Consider the following 16,283-nt stretch of genomic DNA (forward strand, 5'->3'; position numbering starts at 1 on the left):
TGCGTAGCGTGCTCTTTAACAGAGAAACGCGCAAGCGTAACTCTCACTTCTCTCTTCCATGATTCTTTCTCAAAAAGGAGCATTTCACCATGTCCTACACCTTGTACCAATCACTAGGCCTTGACCGCTCATTACCGCCGGAGGCCCTTGCCGCGCAGATTGAAAGCATGCTGGCCCAGCCTGGCTCGAAGCCTATCGCATGGGTGAATTGCAGGCGGCACACGCCATCTTGGGCAACCCCAGCAAACGCGGCATGTACGATAGGCGCATCGATGATCCGGCGGCACCTCCCATGACTGTGGCCGAGATGCAGGCCCTAGCCGCTGACCACCTGGGTGGGAACCCCGGCAGAAATGCCAGCGAGGACCCGAGGGAAGGCCTCCGAGAAGACCGCCGAGAGAACCAGACGCTTGGCTCGATACCTGCAGCAGCAAGCTCAAGGGCAGGCGCGAAAGACTCTTTTGCCGCGGTGGGCACGAAACTCCACGACAAGCTGCCCGTCGCACGTGCTGCCATCTCCCGCGGCGCAACGGCTGCCAAGCAGCGCTTTACCCAGGCCTCGGCCCCGTTCGCGCGGGCGTCCTCGACGGGAAGGGTGGATTGCGTGGGGGAGGACAGATCTCTGCTTATGACGAGGACGATATCCGCAAGGTGGCGGAGAGCAACTTTGCCGAGCAGAAATTCCTCAGTCCGGGTGATGAAGTAAAGATTCGGACCGGCAAACCCTATACATATGAAGACGGACGCGTAGAGCGGACCGGAGGTATGGAGCTCGGGGTAAAACTCGACAACTTCCGCTTGGTTGAGGAGATTTCCAAGGGGGATCCAGACGCCCCTGCGGATCATCCGACTCACAAGGACCACAAAACAGGCACGTGGCTGTGTTATGACCTAACTGGCCGGATAATCGGTGCTGATGAGAAGGTTAAGGCAGGTGTACAACCGATTATCGATGACTCTCGGTCCGGTCTTACTCTGACGGATAGTTACGATGTTGAGGTGCCACCTGGATCCGGTACCCCGTTACAACGAGTCTATGAAACGGGCATGCCCAATGTTGTGGACGAGCGGGACAAGGCCGTATTCGACGAGACAACCAATTCTCTTGTGACTAGCAAGTGCGTTGCGGTGACTGGCCCGGCTGCCGACGAATCCAATGATTTGGATCTCGGGACTACAGTCAGCGAGCAGGCTGATATTCCGGAAGGGGTCACCGGTTTCACTTTCACACCCAGCCTCGATCACGTGGAGAGCTATGATGCCGAGCCTAACTGGTTTACGGAGGTTTCTGGCTGGAGGGCCGGCCTTTAGGAGGCATCCTTTGAGCTTGACGTCTAAGCGCTTAGGTGCCTAGCACAAAAAGCGCCCGCCCTTCCGTGGTAGGAAGGGCGGGCGCTTTGATTTTGGCTCTAAGGCCTGCCTGGTGTTAAAGCCGGGCTGGCGCTAGGCGCGATTTAGCAGTCGAAGTACATCTCGAACTCCTGCGGGGTGGGACGCAGGCGGGTCGGGGCGATTTCGTTGTCATACTTGTACTGCAGGTAGGTGTCGATGAGGTCTTCGGTGAAGACATCGCCCTCGGTCAGGAAGGAGCTATCCTCTTCCAAGGCCTTGAGGGAGGACTCCAAGGAGGTGGGGGCCTGCGGGATGGCGGCGGCCTCTGCCGGCGGCAGCTCGTAGAGGTCCTTGTCCACAGGGGCGTGTGGCTCGATACGGTTCTTCACGCCGTCGAGGCCGGCGAGCATCATCGCAGCGAAGCCGAAGTAGGGGTTGCCTGAGGGGTCCGGCGCGCGGAACTCGATGCGCTTTGCCTTGGGGTTGGAACCGGTAATCGGAATGCGGATGGCCGCAGAGCGGTTACGCTGCGAGTACACCAGGTTGATGGGGGCCTCGAAACCAGGGACCAGGCGGTGGTAAGAGTTCAGGGTCGGGTTGGTGAATGCCAACACGGCGCCAGCATGCTTGAGGATGCCGCCGATGTAGTAACGGGCAATATCGGACAGGCCTGCGTATCCAGCTTCGTCATGGAAGAGGGGCTTGCCGTCTTTCCACAGAGACTGATGAGCGTGCATACCCGAGCCGTTGTCACCTGCCAGAGGCTTAGGCATGAAGGTTGCAGTCTTGCCATTCTTGGCGGCGGTGTTCTTGATGATGTACTTGAAGGTCTGGATGTCATCAGCCGCGTGCAACAGGGTGTTGAAGCGGTAGTTGATTTCCTGCTGTCCGCCGGTGCCCACCTCGTGGTGGTAGCGCTCAAGGGCGAAGCCTGCGTTGGCGAGGTTGATGGCCATCTCATCGCGCACGTCGACCGTCTGGTCATAAGGTGCGGTGGGGAAGTAGCCGCCCTTGATGCGGGTCTTGAACCCAGTGTTGGGGGTGCCGTCGAGGTTGGTCTCGTTGCCGCGGTTCCACCAGCCTTCATTTGAGTCGACCTCGTAGAAGGAGTTGTTGATGTCAGTGGAGTAACGCACGGAGTCGAAGAGGTAGAACTCTGCCTCGGCGCCGAAGTTACAGGTATCGGCGATGCCGGTCGAGGCCAAGTACTCCTCGGCCTTGCGGGCGACGTTGCGTGGGTCACGGGAGAAAGGCTCCAGCGTGAAAGGATCGTGGACGAAGAACTTGATGTTCAGCGTCTTCTGAATGCGGAATGGATCCAGCACTGCGGTGGCCGGATCTGGCAGCAGCGCCATATCGGACTCATCGATACTGGTGAAGCCGCGAATGGAGGAGCCGTCGAAGGCGAGTCCCTCGTTGGCAGCCTCCTCAGTGAACTGATCCGCCGGAATGGTGAAGTGGTTCTCGGTGCCAGGGACGTCGGTGAAGCGGACGTCGACGAAGCGGACGTCCTCATCCTTGATGAACTTGACCACGTCATGAATAGACTCGAAAGCCATGGTTTATCTCCTCGAATGCAACTTTGTGCGCTGTCTTGATAGTCTCCTGAGCAGCTCAGAGGCAGGGCTAACTTGCCCGTGAAGCGCATGCTCAATAGGATATCTATAAACTAGCAGTTAGCGCAGATAATTCCTATTGAATAATAGAAAAAAATCACTTTTTGCTTTTCTTTTCCCAGATTTCTCCAGCTCAACCGCCAAATGTGGCGTTGGTTACCCCCGGTATTGTCGGTAGGTGTTCAGAGTTAAGTGTTCGGGGCTTGTGTTCTGAGGCTGGGATTCCCTCAGAAGCCTTCAACGAAGCTTTCTAGCCAAGGAGAGGACCCAGCCCAGCATAGCCGTGTTCGGAGAAACTCACAGGAGCATCTTCCTTTCCCAGCACCGCAATCCGTCCGTGGACGTCATCCCACTGGGGCCAATCGGGGCCCACGCCTTCGACAAGCTTCACTGCCGCGCCGTGAATAGCGTTCGCTAGGGCTTGGGGAGGTCTACCACCGGCAATCGGACCCACATCCGCGCGATCGAGTACGTCCCAGAAGAAAGGAAGATCCAAGCAATGGATTGCTCCCTGCTTGGTCGGGGAGGGCCAGCTAAAGCGATACAGGTGCGTGCTGGCCATGGCCTGAGCGCGGACGCGCGCCACCCGGACCACTTGGCGGCGGAAAACGCGGTCGGTGACTTCTTGGTCGAGCGTAGCCGCCGCGCCGCTAACGCCGGCAAGGCGTTGCTCGCTTTGGTAGTCCCGCAGCTGATGGCCGCGCAGCCCCGTGGCGTAGAGAAGCACAGCATCGGGCACAAGGTCGAGCCACCGGGGCAGGGCCTTTTCCGGAAACATAATCTCTTGATCATTGGAGCCCACGACCAAGTCCACGTGTCTGCCACTGCCATGTTCTAAGGCATCGAGTGTGGGCTCAACAATGAGCTCGCCATCGACAACGGGGCTATAAAAGGGCGAGTATTCAATGAGTCTAGATAGCGAGACACCGCGAGGACGCGCCGCCTTCATCTGCTCGGCAAGGATTGTTTCTTCCGTGACCGCAGAAAGTCCCTCCCTCGTTGCAGCTACTCCCAGACGCTTAGCTAGACGCCTCGTAGTTTCCTCGGCCTCGGCGCGAGTGCGCACCGGCAAGACCGGCGATGCGGCCCACGCGGCGCGGAACAATGATGTTGCTGCCGGGATTCCCAGAAGAGTTAAGACCGCGCCCGCCCCAGCGGATTGGCCCGCTAGGGTGACGCGCTGTGGGTCACCGCCGAAAGCAGCAATGTGCTCTTGAACCCACTTGAGCGCAAGAATCCAATCGTGAACACCGAGGTTGGCCTCGGCCCCAGGGATGGCTGCAAAGCCCGCGAAGCCAAGCCGATAGGAAACAACTACGGTGACGATCCCATCGCGGGCAAAGCTTCGGCCGTCATACCAAGGGCTCGCCGGCGATCCGCCGGTATAAGCACCGCCGTGGATCCACACCATCACGGGCAGCGCCGCCAGTGGATCAGGGAAAGGGGTATAGACCGATACGCTGAGGATATCCTCGCCGGGAATCGCAGGCTCAGGAACCAGCCCTGCCTCTTCTATTTGCAGCGGAGTGGGGCCAAACGCGGTGGCCGGGCGCACCCCCTCCCAACTTGATGCAGGAACCGGCAACGCGAAGCGGAGCCCATTAACCGGAGCTTGTGCATAAGGAATGCCATGAAAGGAAGCATAGCCCGAGTGCCGGATGCCCTCGAGTTTTCCATTGGGGGTGATGACTATTGGGCCACGGATTTTAGACATCGATTCGCATTTCTAGGAGAAGGCAATGGCACTTCAGCAACAAAAATGCCTAAGCATTTAAAGTGCCTAGAACTCTTAACTTAGAGAAATCAGCTGGCCGGTGCTGATTAAACACCGAGTAGTTGAGAAAATCCCCCACATTGCTCTAAGAATGCGGGGGATTGGGGCCGAAGACGAAGTATCTTCGTGATGCCTCTAGCAGTCGAAGTACATCTCGAACTCCTGCGGGGTGGGACGCAGGCGGGTCGGGGCGATTTCGTTGTCGTACTTGTAGTTGATGTAGGTATCGATGAGGTCCTCGGTGAAGACATCGCCCTCGGTCAGGAAGTCCATGTCCTTCTGCAGGGCCTCAAGTGACGCCTCCAGGGAAGTGGGGGCCTGCGGGATGGCGGCTGCCTCTGCTGGCGGCAGCTCGTAGAGGTCCTTGTCCACAGGAGCGTGTGGCTCGATGCGCTTCTTGATTCCGTCGAGGCCGGCCAGCATCATCGCACTGAATCCGAGGTAGGGGTTGCCTGAGGGGTCCGGCGCGCGGAACTCGATGCGCTTTGCCTTGGGGTTGGAACCAGTAATAGGGATACGGATGGCTGCAGAGCGGTTGCGCTGCGAGTACACCAGGTTGATGGGGGCCTCGAAGCCAGGCACCAGGCGGTGGTAGGAGTTCAGCGTCGGGTTGGTAAAGGCCAGTACGGCGCCGGCGTGCTCCAGAATGCCGCCGATGAAGTAGCGGGCGAGATCGGACAGACCTGCGTAGCCAGCTTCATCGTGGAAGAGCGGCTTGCCATCCTTCCACAACGACATGTGGGCGTGCTGCCCAGAACCATTGTCCCCAGCCAGCGGCTTGGGCATGAAGGTGGCGGTCTTACCGAATTCCGCGGCAGTGTTTTTGACGATGTACTTGAAGGTCTGGATGTCATCCGCCGCGTGCAACAAGGTGTTGAAGCGGTAGTTGATCTCGTTTTGCCCGGCACCGACCTCGTGGTGGAAGCGCTCGAGCGAGAAGCCTGCCTTGGCTAGGTTTAGCGCCATGGCGTCACGGACCTCGCCGTGCTTGTCATAAGGAGCGGTGGGGAAGTAGCCACCCTTGATGCGGGTCTTGAACCCTGTGTTGGGGGTGCCGTCGAAGTTTGTTTCCTCACCACGGCCCCACCACCCCTCATCGGAGTCGACCTCGTAGAAAGAGTTGTTGATGTCGGTGGAATAGCGCACGGAGTCGAAGATGTAGAACTCTGCCTCGGCGCCAAAGTTACAGGTATCGGCGATGCCGGTCGATGCCAAGTACTCCTCAGCCTTGCGGGCGATGTTGCGCGGGTCGCGGGAGAATGGCTCCAGCGTGAAAGGGTCATGGACAAAGAACTTGATGTTGAGCGTCTTGACCGAGCGGAAGGGGTCCAGCATGGCGGTGGCCGGATCCGGCAACAGAGTCATGTCGGACTCATCGATGCTGGTGAAGCCGCGAATGGAGGAACCGTCGAAGGCGAGCCCTTGCTCGGCTGATTCCTCGGTGAACTCGCTGGCGGGTAGGGAAAAGTGGTGCTCGGTTCCGGGAACGTCGGTGAAGCGGGCATCGACGAAGACGACGTCTTCTTTCTCGATGAAGGCGATGACGTCCCGAATGGTCTCAAAAGACACTGTTGACTCCTAGTGGTTGAGCTTTATATTCTCCCTCCAACCCTACTAGGGTCAATTACTTTGGGTGCATATGTGTCCTTGTTTCCTTAATGGATCGGCGCCCGCTAAATTAGTGACCATGGCTGATAAGCGAACGTGGCTCGATGGCCCGAATATTCCGGGTGAGAACGACGATATGTCCGGCCCCGGCAAGTGGCCGGGGGAGAAGCTCGGGTTGCCGGAATCGGGGCCAGGATCTTTGGCCCCGGTCGCACGTCGCGCAGGCGCGGTGCTTATTGATTGGATAGTGTGCATGCTCCTGGCCAATCTCATAACCATGTTTACCTCGGTCCTCGGGGACGTGGCCTTTTTGGGCTACCTCCTGTGGGCCATCGTGGGAATCCTCGGCGGCTGGCTTTTCGCCCGTACCCCCGGGATGCTGCTGTTGGGAATGGGCGTCGCTCGTTTGGACGTGCCGGGCGAAAGGGTCGGTTTGTGGCGCGCGGTTGTTCGCACCCTGTTGACGGGTTTGATCTTCCCCGCAGCGCTTGTCGACGCCGATGGGCGAGGCATCCATGACCGCGCCACCGGTACCGCGGTCATTCGCTCCTAGAGTTTCTACCGCCTCAAGTCAAGTGCTAAAGGACTATAAAGACAGCAAAAAGCGGCTTCTATTTCCTCTACCGTTGTTGGGCGAGGAAATAGAAGCCGCTTTTTAGGCTCTTTAAGTGGCTTTTTATTTGCCCTTGCGCTGCTGAGCGCGACGCAGCCGCCGGTTCATGCCGGCCATGTTTTGAGCCTGGCGTGGCATAGGACCCTTGGGCATACCAGGCATGGCGCCGGGCATGTCATCCATGGCCTCGATCTTGCGGATGTAAGCGTAGGTCTCATTCTTGTTGAAGTTACGCGGTAGACGCATGATCTTGCTGCGCAGCTTGGAGACAGGAACCTCATCTTCGCCGGTGCCCACGTAGATGACGTGGACGGGAGCGCCAGCCGCGAGTTTATCAATGCGGTGCTTGAGCTGCTTGATGGTCGGGGCGAGGTGGTTGCGATTTCCCTCGCAGACGAGAACCACGCCGGGGTTACCAATGACGCGGTGCACGAGATCCTGCTGGCGGGTAGCGGCGATGCCGGTCTTGACCTTCCAGACCACACCGATGGTGTTACGCAGCTGCTGCTCGAGAGCCCAACCGGCGACGCCCGGTTGGTCCTCAACGCGCTTGTACATATCGCGCTCGAGGCGGCGGGTGAACAGAAACATGGCGAGGACGGCACCGAAGCCCAAGCCCAAGACCAACATGAACCACTGGCCGTTGAAGAGCAAGCCGATAAGGAAGAACAACAGGCCCAAGCCCAAGAAGGCGGCGAGCATGATAGGAATGAGCGCCTTATCCTGCTTGCGCTGCATGTTAAACGCTTGCCACATTTGCGAGCGGGTTTGCTTGCGCCGCGCGCGCTTGCTTGCGCGTTCTTGCTTCTTTGCAGCTTTCAGCGCTGCCTTGTCGTCTTGTGCCATGACTCCTACTTTAAAGCTCAGCCTAGAGAATTAATAAACCACCCCCAGCCTAGCGAACGGTCGCAGCAGCCGATGCGCTGTGGGCAGGGGTCTTGACTAGACGGGTGGTAACCGGGGTCTCCTGGGAGGGTCCATACTTGTCAATGAGCGTGGAAGCCTCTTGGGCCGTGGCTCCCTTGGAGGTTTCCGCCAGGTGCTGGAGACTAGCCGGCAGCTCGAAGCCGCGCGCCTCCATGGCTTGGACATAAAGCCGCCCAGCCCGGTAAGAAGAACGCACGAGCGGTCCGGACATGACACCACCGAAGCCGAGGCTCTTGGCGAGCTTAGAGTGCGCGACGAATTCTTCGGGGCGTACCCAGCGCTCGATGGGGTGGAAACGCGGCCCAGGGCGCAGGTACTGAGTGATGGTGATAATGTCGCAGCCCGCGGAGCGTAGATCCCGAAGCGCCTCCTCGATCTCCTCGGCGGTTTCTCCCATGCCAAGGATCAGGTTTGACTTGGTGATGAGCCCGAACTCATGTGCCTGCCGGATGACATCGAGCGAGCGCTCGTAGCGGAAGGCGGGGCGGATGCGACGGAAGATACGCGGGACAGTCTCTAGGTTATGGGCAAAGACCTCTGGCCGCGCCTCAAAGACCTCCTGGAGGAGATCAGGCTTGCCGGAGAAGTCCGGCGTAAGGTTCTCTACGCCCGTGTGAGGGTTGAGCTCATGGATCTTGCGGACAACCTCGGCATAGAGCCAAGCGCCCTCATCCGGGAGATCGTCACGAGTAACACCGGTGATGGTGGTGTAGTTGAGGTCCATTTCCTGGATGTTTTCGGCTACACGCCGTGGCTCATCACGGTCAAGAGCCTCGGGACGCCCCGTGGCGATGTCACAAAAGTCGCAGCGGCGGGTGCACTTATCGCCACCGATGAGGAAGGTTGCCTCGCGGGATTCCCAGCACTCATGAATGTTGGGGCAGCCGGCTTCCTGGCACACGGTGTGCAGCGAGGCACCGGAGACGCGCGACTTCATGTCTTCATAACCTGGTCCGGTCCGAACCTGGTTTCTGATCCAGCGGGGCTTCTGCTCGATCGGGGATTCCGCATTCTTCTTCTCGATGCGGAGCATTCTGCGTCCTTCAGGCTTTACAGTCACGGCACTCACTCTACGCGGTTGATTTGGTCATGGCTAATACCCCTAAGGGGGTCTGTCTTCTTCAATTCCTCGCAGAGCGAGGTTATTCCGGCCTACCCCCGCTTGTTCGCCGTTCAACTACCGTTTATCTGCCGCCGTTGCGCGCAGCTGCTTCCGCGTGGCGCCGTTCGCGGGCATTCTTGTTAGCAATCTTGGTTGGGTCCGGGGCGGAAGCGAAGGTGTGATCGGCAACGACGAGGCTGCCGGAGAGGGCGTCTTCGAGCGCGGTCAACAAAGGAGAGGCGGCCTCCTCCAAAGCGACGGGGCGGCCGAGCTCGAGCGACAACGTGGTCACGTCGGCGTCGTCAATGCCACAGGCCACGATGTGCTCGTAGTAGTCGAGGGTATTAGAGCAGTTTAATGCCAATCCATGCATGGTCACGCCCCGGGTTATGCGGATTCCCAGCGCTGCAATCTTGCGGTCGCGACGTGGAGCTTCAGGTGAGGCAGGCTCGGTGGTGGAGGGCACCCATACGCCCGAGCGGCCATCGATGCGCCCGGCAGTGGACACCCCGAGCTCGCGCACGGCAGCGATGATGGCCTCTTCGAGGCGGCGGACATAATCAACGACATCGACGGGCTCGGCGAGCCGAATGATGGGGTAGACCACGAGCTGGCCCTCGCCGTGCCACGTTATACGCCCGCCTCGATCGACCTTGATCACCGGCAAACCGTTATCGGGCATGTCCTCCGGCTGGGTGCGCTTGCCGGCGGTGTAGATATTGGGGTGCTCGACTAAAAGGATGGTGTCGGGCACCTCGTCACGCGCCCTCTTGGCCGCGAGATCTGCCTGAAAGTCCCACGCCTCCTGGTAGTCCATGCGGCCCATATTCCGGATATCCAATGCTTCACTTGAGGCGCGGATAGAAAGGTGCGCGGGGAAGAAGGGTTTGCGTGGTGCAGTCATGAATAGTCCTTGAGCGGCGGGGGGAGGAGGAAGGAGGAAGCCTAAAGCCTGTGATCTGCATCTTAGGAGCGCGGATTCAGCTTAAGCAAAAGTGCTGCCACAAGTGCAGTCAAAGCTCTAATAAAAAAGGTCCAAGGAGAAGGCTTTCTCCTTGGACCTTACGCTCACAGGCGCAGTGTTCTAGTTAGACACCGTTGGCGGCGCTGTAGTGCTCTGCGGACATGAGATCGCCGGCCTCTGTGACCTCGACCTCCCACAGCCAGCCCTCGCCGAAAGGATCGGAATTGATGAGGGAGTAGTCTTCTTCGATCGCCTCGTTGATGGCGGTGACGGTTCCGGTTACCGGGGAGTAAAGATCAGACACGGACTTGGTGGACTCGACCTCACCGCAGGACTCGCCTGCGGTCACGGCATCACCGACGGCGGGAAGCTCGGCGAAGACAACCTCACCCAGGCGATCAGCTGCCACCGAGGTGATGCCTACGCGCACGGTCTTGCCTGCGACGTCATCAGCAGGGGCGTTGATCCATTCGTGGTCTTCCGAGTAGGAATAATCAGCGGGTAGTTGAGACATAATGAGGAAGGTTCCTTTCTGGGAAACAGCAATTCGGAAAAGCAGCTAACCGGAGTTAATGGAAAAGATTCTAGCCAGTGATTAGTGCTCGCGCTTATAAAACGGCAGAGCACTGATGGTGAAGGGATAACGCTTTCCCCGGATGTCTACTTCGACGGCATCTCCAGGCTGAAGTTGCGCGGAGGTATCGACCAAGGCGAGGGCGACGGGGTGGCCTAACGTGGGCGAGGGTTGGCCGGAGGTTACCGTCCCCACCTGCTTTTCCCCGGCATAAATGGCGGAGCCGCTGCGCGCCGCACGTTTTTGCTCGGAGGTCAGACCCATGATGGTGCGCTGCGGACCTTCAGCCGCGCGCTCACGCATGACAGCAGCGCCGACGAAATCGACGTCCTTCTTGGCAAAGGCGCGTGCCATACCGGCCTCTACCGGGGTGATGTCGCGAGAAAGCTCATTGCCGTATAGAGGCATGCCAGCCTCCAAGCGCAGAGAGTCTCGTGCTGCCAGGCCGGCTGGGCGCAGGCCGTATTCTTCGCCGGCTTTGAGTAGCTCCTGCCACAACTCGGGGGCGTCAGCGTTGTAGACGATGAGCTCGAAGCCATCCTCCCCGGTATATCCGGTACGGCAGATAAACGCGTACTTGCGGGCGATTTTGCCAGTCATCGCGGCATAGTAGGGCAGCTCGAATACTGACTCTTGCTTGTTGTCTTCCACGAGCGGGACGAGGATCTCCGCTGCCTTTGGGCCTTGGATGGCGATCATAGCTACATCGCGGGACTCATTCTTCAGATCAACGTCAAAGTCCGCGGCGCGTTGATTAAGTGCTTCCCACACGGCATCCGTGTTGCCCGCATTGGGAACGACGAGAAACTTAGTTTCCCCGAGACGGTAGGTGATGAGATCATCGATGATGCCGCCGTCTTCCGCGGTGATCATGGAGTACTTGGCTTTGCCGATCTTCAGGTTGCTGAAGTCCGAGATGAGGCTATAGCTCAAGAAGGCAGCTGCGTCGGGGCCATTGACCCAGATTTCGCCCATGTGAGAGAGATCGAAAAGGCCGGCTGAAGAGCGCACTGCGCGGTGTTCTTCGAGTTCGTTGCCATACTTCAGGGGCATATTCCACGGTCCAAAGGCGGTGAAAGTCGCGCCCAATTGCTCGTGCTCGGAGTGCAAGGGGGAGGTCAAAAGCTCGGTCATGGTCTAGTTCTCCTCTGTGGAATCGGTGCTGTAGTCAAAGGCCTCGGGCGGTGGGCAGGAACAGACGAGGTTACGGTCTCCGTAGGCCTCGTCCACTCGGCGCACCGGCGGGAAGTACTTATTCTGACGCAGCGCAGGCACGGGGTAGGCGGCCTTCTCGCGGCCAAAGCCGTAATCCCAGGTATCCGATACCAGGGATTCGGCGGTGAAGGGGGCGTGGTGAATAACGGAGTCCTCGTAGGAAACCTTGCCTTCTATGATCTCCTGGATCTCGGCGCGAATCTGCCGCATGGCAGCAATAAAGCGATCAAGCTCTCCCAGGTCCTCGGATTCGGTGGGCTCCACCATGAGGGTTCCCGCGACGGGGAAAGCCAAGGTCGGCGCGTGGAAGCCGTAGTCGATGAGCCGCTTGGCGACGTCGGCCGCAGTGACCCCGGAAACCTCCGTCAGCTCGCGCAGGTCGAGGATGCACTCGTGGGCTACTAAGCCCTTGTTTCCGGTATAGAGCACGGGGAAAGACTCTTGCAGGGAGGTGGCGATATAGTTTGCGCCGAGGATAGCGTGTGCTGAGGCATCAGCGGCACCTGCGGAGCCCACCATGGCCAGGTAAGCCCAGGAAATGGGCAAGACTCCCGCCGATCCATATCTGGTGCTGGAGATGGGAACCCCCGTGCCGACTGGGGCCGGTGCACCCGGATCGACGCCCGGGCCATTGGGATCAGCAGGAAGGAAAGGAATGAGGTGCTTGGCCACGCCCACCGGACCTACGCCGGGGCCGCCGCCGCCGTGCGGAATGGTGAAGGTTTTGTGCAGGTTGAGGTGGCTGACATCACCGCCAAACTCCCCAGGGCGGGCCCAACCAGTGATGGCGTTCATGTTCGCGCCGTCAATATAGACCTGACCGCCAGCGGCGTGTACCTTATCGCAGACTTCGCGGACCTCTGGGTCGAATACCCCGTGGGTGGAAGGATAGGTGATCATGATTCCCGCGATGTGCTCACCGTATTTCTCAATCTTGGCATCGAGGTCGCTCACGTCAATTGAGCCATCATCCGCGGTGGCGACGACGACGACGCGTAGGTTCGCCAGGGTGGCGGAAGCGGCGTTCGTACCATGCGCGGAGGCGGGGATAAGGACGACATCGCGGCCAGTATCTCCGTTGGCGACGTGATAGCGCCGAATGGCAAGCAACCCGGCCAGCTCGCCCTGCGAGCCAGCATTTGGTTGAATCGAAACCTTGGCGTAGCCGGTGATCTCAGCCAGCCAGCCTTCGAGCTCTGCAATGAGCTCACGCCAACCCGCGGTGGTTTCCTCTGGGGCATAGGGGTGAATACCCGCGAACTCAGGCCAAGAGATGGGCTCCATGGCTGCAGTGGGGTTGAGCTTCATGGTGCAGGAACCGAGCGGAATCATGGTGCGGTCCAGCGCCAGATCCTTGTCCGCCAAGGTGCGCAGATAGCGCATCATCTGAGTCTCGGAGTGGATCCGATTAAAAATGTCCTCCTGCAGAGGCGCTTGTTCACGCACCAGCTTCTCTGGGATGGAGGACTCTGCGGAGATAACCTCGGCGCCGAAGACCTCTGCCAAGACAACCAGATCGGCTTGACTTGCGGATTCGCCGAAAGAAACCGAAACCTTGTCTGGGCCGATGGCGCGCACGAGGTATCCCAGGTCTTGCAGCTCCGCCTTGATGGAAGCCGAGTCCACACCGGAGACGGTTACGGTATCGAAGAAAGAATCCGAGACAATGTCCTTGCCCGCATCAAGCACAGAGGCTGCAAAGGAGGAGGCCAGACTGTGGACCCGCTCTGCTATCTTTTTGAGCCCTTGGGGGCCGTGGTAGACGGCGTACATGGAGGCAACATTTGCCAGAAGCGCCTGTGCGGTACAGATATTGGAGGTAGCACGTTCGCGGCGGATATGCTGTTCGCGTGTTTGGAGCGCCAGGCGGTAGGCGGGACGCCCCCCAGCGTCGATGGAAACACCGACGAGGCGGCCAGGCATCTTGCGCTTAAGCTTGTCAGCCACGGCCATATAAGCCGCGTGTGGGCCTCCGAAGAAGAGCGGAACGCCGAAGCGTTGCGCAGAGCCAATGACTACGTCTGCACCGAAAGAGCCGGGGGTTTCGAGGAGTAGCAGAGAAAGCGGATCAGTGACCACCGTTGCTAGTGCGCCACGAGCGTGCAGATCAGAAATGACAGATTGGGGATCAAAAATATCGCCCTCGGTCCCCGTGTATGCGATGACGGCTCCGAGCAGATCCTCACCGACAATGCCGGCGCGAATGTCGATGACCTCGACCTCGATGTCAATCGCTCGGGCGCGAGCGGCAGCTACGTTGAGAACCTGCGGATGTAAACGCGAGTCCAAGAGAACACGCCGACCCTTCTTGACCGAGCGAGCCATGAGGCCAACGGCCTCGGCGGCTGCGGAGGCCTCGTCGAGGAGCGAGGCATTTGCGATGGGAAGCCCTGTAAGGGATTCGATCATGGTCTGGAAGTTCAGCAACGCCTCCAACCGTCCTTGAGAGATCTCAGGCTGATAGGGCGTATAGGCCGTGTACCAACCCGCATCCTCGAGGAGCCCGCGGCGAATGACTGCTGGCGTGAGGGTGTCTGAAAAGCCCTGACCATAAAAGGACTTCAAGACAACGTTGTGGTTTGCGTATTCACGGAGCTTGTCTTGCGCTGCTTCCTCGCTCAATGCATCTGGAAGCTGGGGTAGCGCGGCGGTGCGAATGCCTTGCGGAATAGCGGCGTTGACCAGGTCTTCGACTGATGCATAACCAACGGCCTCGAGCATGGACGCACGCTCCGGTGCGTTGGGGCCGAGATGGCGGGAAAGGAAAGCCATGAATTCAAGTGCTCCTTGTGAAATGGGCTGAGGATAACCGTAGCTAAGTATAAAACCTCGGAGCGACATAAAGGAACGTTTTCCGTTCGGCTTAGCTCTGCAGGCACTTTTAAGGAGTCATGCCGAGCCGTGTTCAGGAGTAAAGAACCCGGGTGGCAAAGATTCAGGAAAAGCAGGGGGCTTCAGTACTCTTTGAAAGCTGATGCCTGTGCGCGTTGCGTTTCTTTTGCTCGAGAGTTCAAGTCTTCGCACCAAGCGGGATAGGCGCGAAAGCCGCGTTTGCCTGGTTGGTTGGATCCGAAAGTGATGCCCAACTGTTCAAGATGTTCGGGAGTAAAAGTGAATACTCCGCGTCGACCTTGCTGCTCCACGAATACCATAAGGCCAGAATTCATCTCATCCCCACTAAATGGACGCGTCCGTCCATCCACCCCTCGGCACCAAAAGGCCACGAATGCTCCTGGTTTTGAGGGTGTGTTCCTAGCAGTTCGAATATGCCACTCACAGCCTGCAATCTGAGCCACACCTGATTCGTAGTCACTAGTTTGTTCCTCAGCCTTCGCTGAAACAGCAAGTCCTACCTCGGAAGCCCAGAGTGCCAACGCACTAAATCCCATAAGGGAAACCCTAACAGTGTTTTCGGGGCTATCCTGCACGCAGCCTATTCGAGTCATTGACCGAGACATCACCGCTCGGAAAACGCAGATACCGCCCGATACGCTCTGTCCCTGTAGGCGGGAGAAGGTATCGGGCGGTAGAACTAAGAAGCCGGGAGGGGAATTAGAGTCCCAGGTCAGCCTCGAAGTTAGCGGTTTCCAACCGGTCCTTAATGGTGGTTACGAAACGGCCGGCATCTGCACCATCAACAACCTGGTGGTCGTAGGTGAAGGGCAGGTAGCACATCTGGCGGATGGCAATAGCATCCTGACCGTCCTCAGTCACGACAACCGGGCGCTTGGTGATAGCCGCGGTGCCCAGGATTCCGGCCTGCGGCGGAACCAAGATCGGGGTATCGAGCAGTGCACCTTCGGAGCCAATGTTGGTGATGGTGAAGGTAGCGCCGGTCAGGTCATTCGGCTTGAGCTTGTTGTTGCGTGCCTTATCAGCCAAACCGGCGATGGCCTGAGCGATCTCTGGCAGGCTCAAATCCTGAGCCTTGTGGATAACTGGGGTCAGCAGACCACGTGGGGTGTCGACGGCGATAGCAACGTTGACGTCGGAGTGATAAGTCATCTCCTTGGTCTCCGGGTTGTAAGAGGCGTTGACGTTCGGGTGCGAAACCAGCGCCTCGACGGTCGCCTTCACGATGAAGGGCAGGTAGGAGAGGTTGGCGCCGTACTTCTCAACGAAAGCAGGCTTGTTCTGCTTGCGCAGGTTGGCCACAGCAGTGATGTCGACCTCTTGAACATGGGTGAGCTGAGCAGAAATCTGCAGAGCCTCGACCATCTTCTTCGCGGTGATCTCGCGGATCCGGTTGACCTTCTGGGTGGTGCCAATAAGCTCCTGCTTCTGCGGATCCACCGACTTGGTGGACCAGCGTGCGCGCGGATCCGAGGAAGCTGGTGCAGCTTCCTGGGTGGAAGCCTCACCCTGGCCTGCAGCGGCCATGACGTCTTGCTTACGGATACGTCCGCCGACACCAGTGCCGTTGACAGTGTTGAGGTCCACGCCGTACTTATCGGCGAGCTTGCGTACCAATGGGGTGACGTAGGGGATGTTATCGCCCTTGTTCACCGGTGCGGAAGCTGGCTTCTCTTCCTTCTTAGCGGCAGGCTTTTCTTCCTGG

14 protein-coding genes are annotated in these 16,283 nt (G+C 58.9%); 3 read left to right on the top strand and 11 right to left on the bottom strand.

Features of this window, described 5'->3' with window-relative positions; all coding sequences use genetic code 11:
• Nucleotides 1-199 precede the first annotated feature (199 nt).
• On the top strand, nucleotides 200-706 hold the full coding sequence (locus tag B2696_RS05720; protein WP_286954378.1) for a hypothetical protein: 507 nt from the start codon (nucleotides 200-202) through the stop codon (nucleotides 704-706).
• Nucleotides 707-765: 59 nt separating this feature from the next.
• Nucleotides 766-1,311, top strand: coding sequence for a hypothetical protein (locus B2696_RS05725; protein WP_286954380.1), 546 nt, complete (start codon nucleotides 766-768; stop codon nucleotides 1,309-1,311).
• Nucleotides 1,312-1,454: 143 nt separating this feature from the next.
• Here B2696_RS05725 and glnA (B2696_RS05730) read toward each other — a convergent pair whose 3' ends face one another.
• The 3 genes from glnA (B2696_RS05730) to glnA (B2696_RS05740) all read right to left on the bottom strand — a co-directional run bounded on the left by glnA (B2696_RS05730) (nucleotide 1,455) and on the right by glnA (B2696_RS05740) (nucleotide 6,291).
• The gene (gene glnA / locus B2696_RS05730) at nucleotides 1,455-2,891 is read right to left on the bottom strand and encodes a type I glutamate--ammonia ligase (RefSeq protein ID WP_075730167.1); all 1,437 of its coding nucleotides are present in this window, start codon (nucleotides 2,889-2,891) and stop codon (nucleotides 1,455-1,457) included.
• A gap of 307 nt (nucleotides 2,892-3,198) precedes the next feature.
• Nucleotides 3,199-4,662 (bottom strand): carboxylesterase/lipase family protein, encoded by a 1,464-nt coding sequence (locus B2696_RS05735; protein WP_286954383.1) that lies wholly within the window; start codon nucleotides 4,660-4,662, stop codon nucleotides 3,199-3,201.
• A 195-nt stretch (nucleotides 4,663-4,857) separates the two neighbouring features.
• Entirely contained in the window at nucleotides 4,858-6,291 is a 1,434-nt protein-coding gene (gene glnA / locus B2696_RS05740) for a type I glutamate--ammonia ligase (RefSeq protein ID WP_075730165.1), read from the bottom strand.
• A gap of 118 nt (nucleotides 6,292-6,409) precedes the next feature.
• On the opposite strand from glnA (B2696_RS05740), the gene B2696_RS05745 reads away from it, so the two are divergent.
• Nucleotides 6,410-6,883: an RDD family protein gene (locus tag B2696_RS05745; RefSeq protein WP_075730164.1), complete on the top strand. Its 474-nt coding sequence runs from the start codon at nucleotides 6,410-6,412 to the stop codon at nucleotides 6,881-6,883.
• 123 nt (nucleotides 6,884-7,006) lie between these two features.
• On the opposite strand, the gene B2696_RS05750 is transcribed toward B2696_RS05745, so the two are convergent.
• The 8 genes from B2696_RS05750 to sucB form a co-directional block, all read right to left on the bottom strand.
• Nucleotides 7,007-7,789 carry a DUF4191 domain-containing protein gene (locus B2696_RS05750; protein ID WP_075730163.1) on the bottom strand — a complete coding sequence of 261 codons (783 nt, stop codon included), beginning with the start codon at nucleotides 7,787-7,789 and terminating at the stop codon, nucleotides 7,007-7,009.
• 49 nt (nucleotides 7,790-7,838) lie between these two features.
• The gene (lipA, locus tag B2696_RS05755; protein WP_075730162.1) at nucleotides 7,839-8,903 is read right to left on the bottom strand and encodes a lipoyl synthase; all 1,065 of its coding nucleotides are present in this window, start codon (nucleotides 8,901-8,903) and stop codon (nucleotides 7,839-7,841) included.
• A 151-nt stretch (nucleotides 8,904-9,054) separates the two neighbouring features.
• Nucleotides 9,055-9,876 (bottom strand): lipoyl(octanoyl) transferase LipB, encoded by an 822-nt coding sequence (gene lipB / locus B2696_RS05760; RefSeq protein ID WP_286954386.1) that lies wholly within the window; start codon nucleotides 9,874-9,876, stop codon nucleotides 9,055-9,057.
• A gap of 184 nt (nucleotides 9,877-10,060) precedes the next feature.
• Nucleotides 10,061-10,450, bottom strand: coding sequence for a glycine cleavage system protein GcvH (gcvH, locus tag B2696_RS05765; protein WP_286954388.1), 390 nt, complete (start codon nucleotides 10,448-10,450; stop codon nucleotides 10,061-10,063).
• An 81-nt stretch (nucleotides 10,451-10,531) separates the two neighbouring features.
• On the bottom strand, nucleotides 10,532-11,644 hold the full coding sequence (gene gcvT, locus B2696_RS05770) for a glycine cleavage system aminomethyltransferase GcvT (protein ID WP_286954390.1): 1,113 nt from the start codon (nucleotides 11,642-11,644) through the stop codon (nucleotides 10,532-10,534).
• A gap of 3 nt (nucleotides 11,645-11,647) precedes the next feature.
• A complete protein-coding gene (gene gcvP / locus B2696_RS05775; RefSeq protein WP_286954391.1) occupies nucleotides 11,648-14,497 on the bottom strand; it encodes an aminomethyl-transferring glycine dehydrogenase in 2,850 nt (949 codons plus the stop codon).
• Between the two features lie 182 nt (nucleotides 14,498-14,679).
• A complete protein-coding gene (locus tag B2696_RS05780) occupies nucleotides 14,680-15,114 on the bottom strand; it encodes a MepB family protein (protein ID WP_286954456.1) in 435 nt (144 codons plus the stop codon).
• Nucleotides 15,115-15,277: 163 nt separating this feature from the next.
• A partial coding sequence (gene sucB, locus B2696_RS05785; RefSeq protein ID WP_286954393.1) for a 2-oxoglutarate dehydrogenase, E2 component, dihydrolipoamide succinyltransferase occupies nucleotides 15,278-16,283 on the bottom strand: 1,006 nt, incomplete at its 5' end.

Source organism: Corynebacterium sp. UBA4397, assembly GCF_002390965.1.
In the GTDB taxonomy this organism is placed as follows: domain Bacteria; phylum Actinomycetota; class Actinomycetes; order Mycobacteriales; family Mycobacteriaceae; genus Corynebacterium; species Corynebacterium flavescens.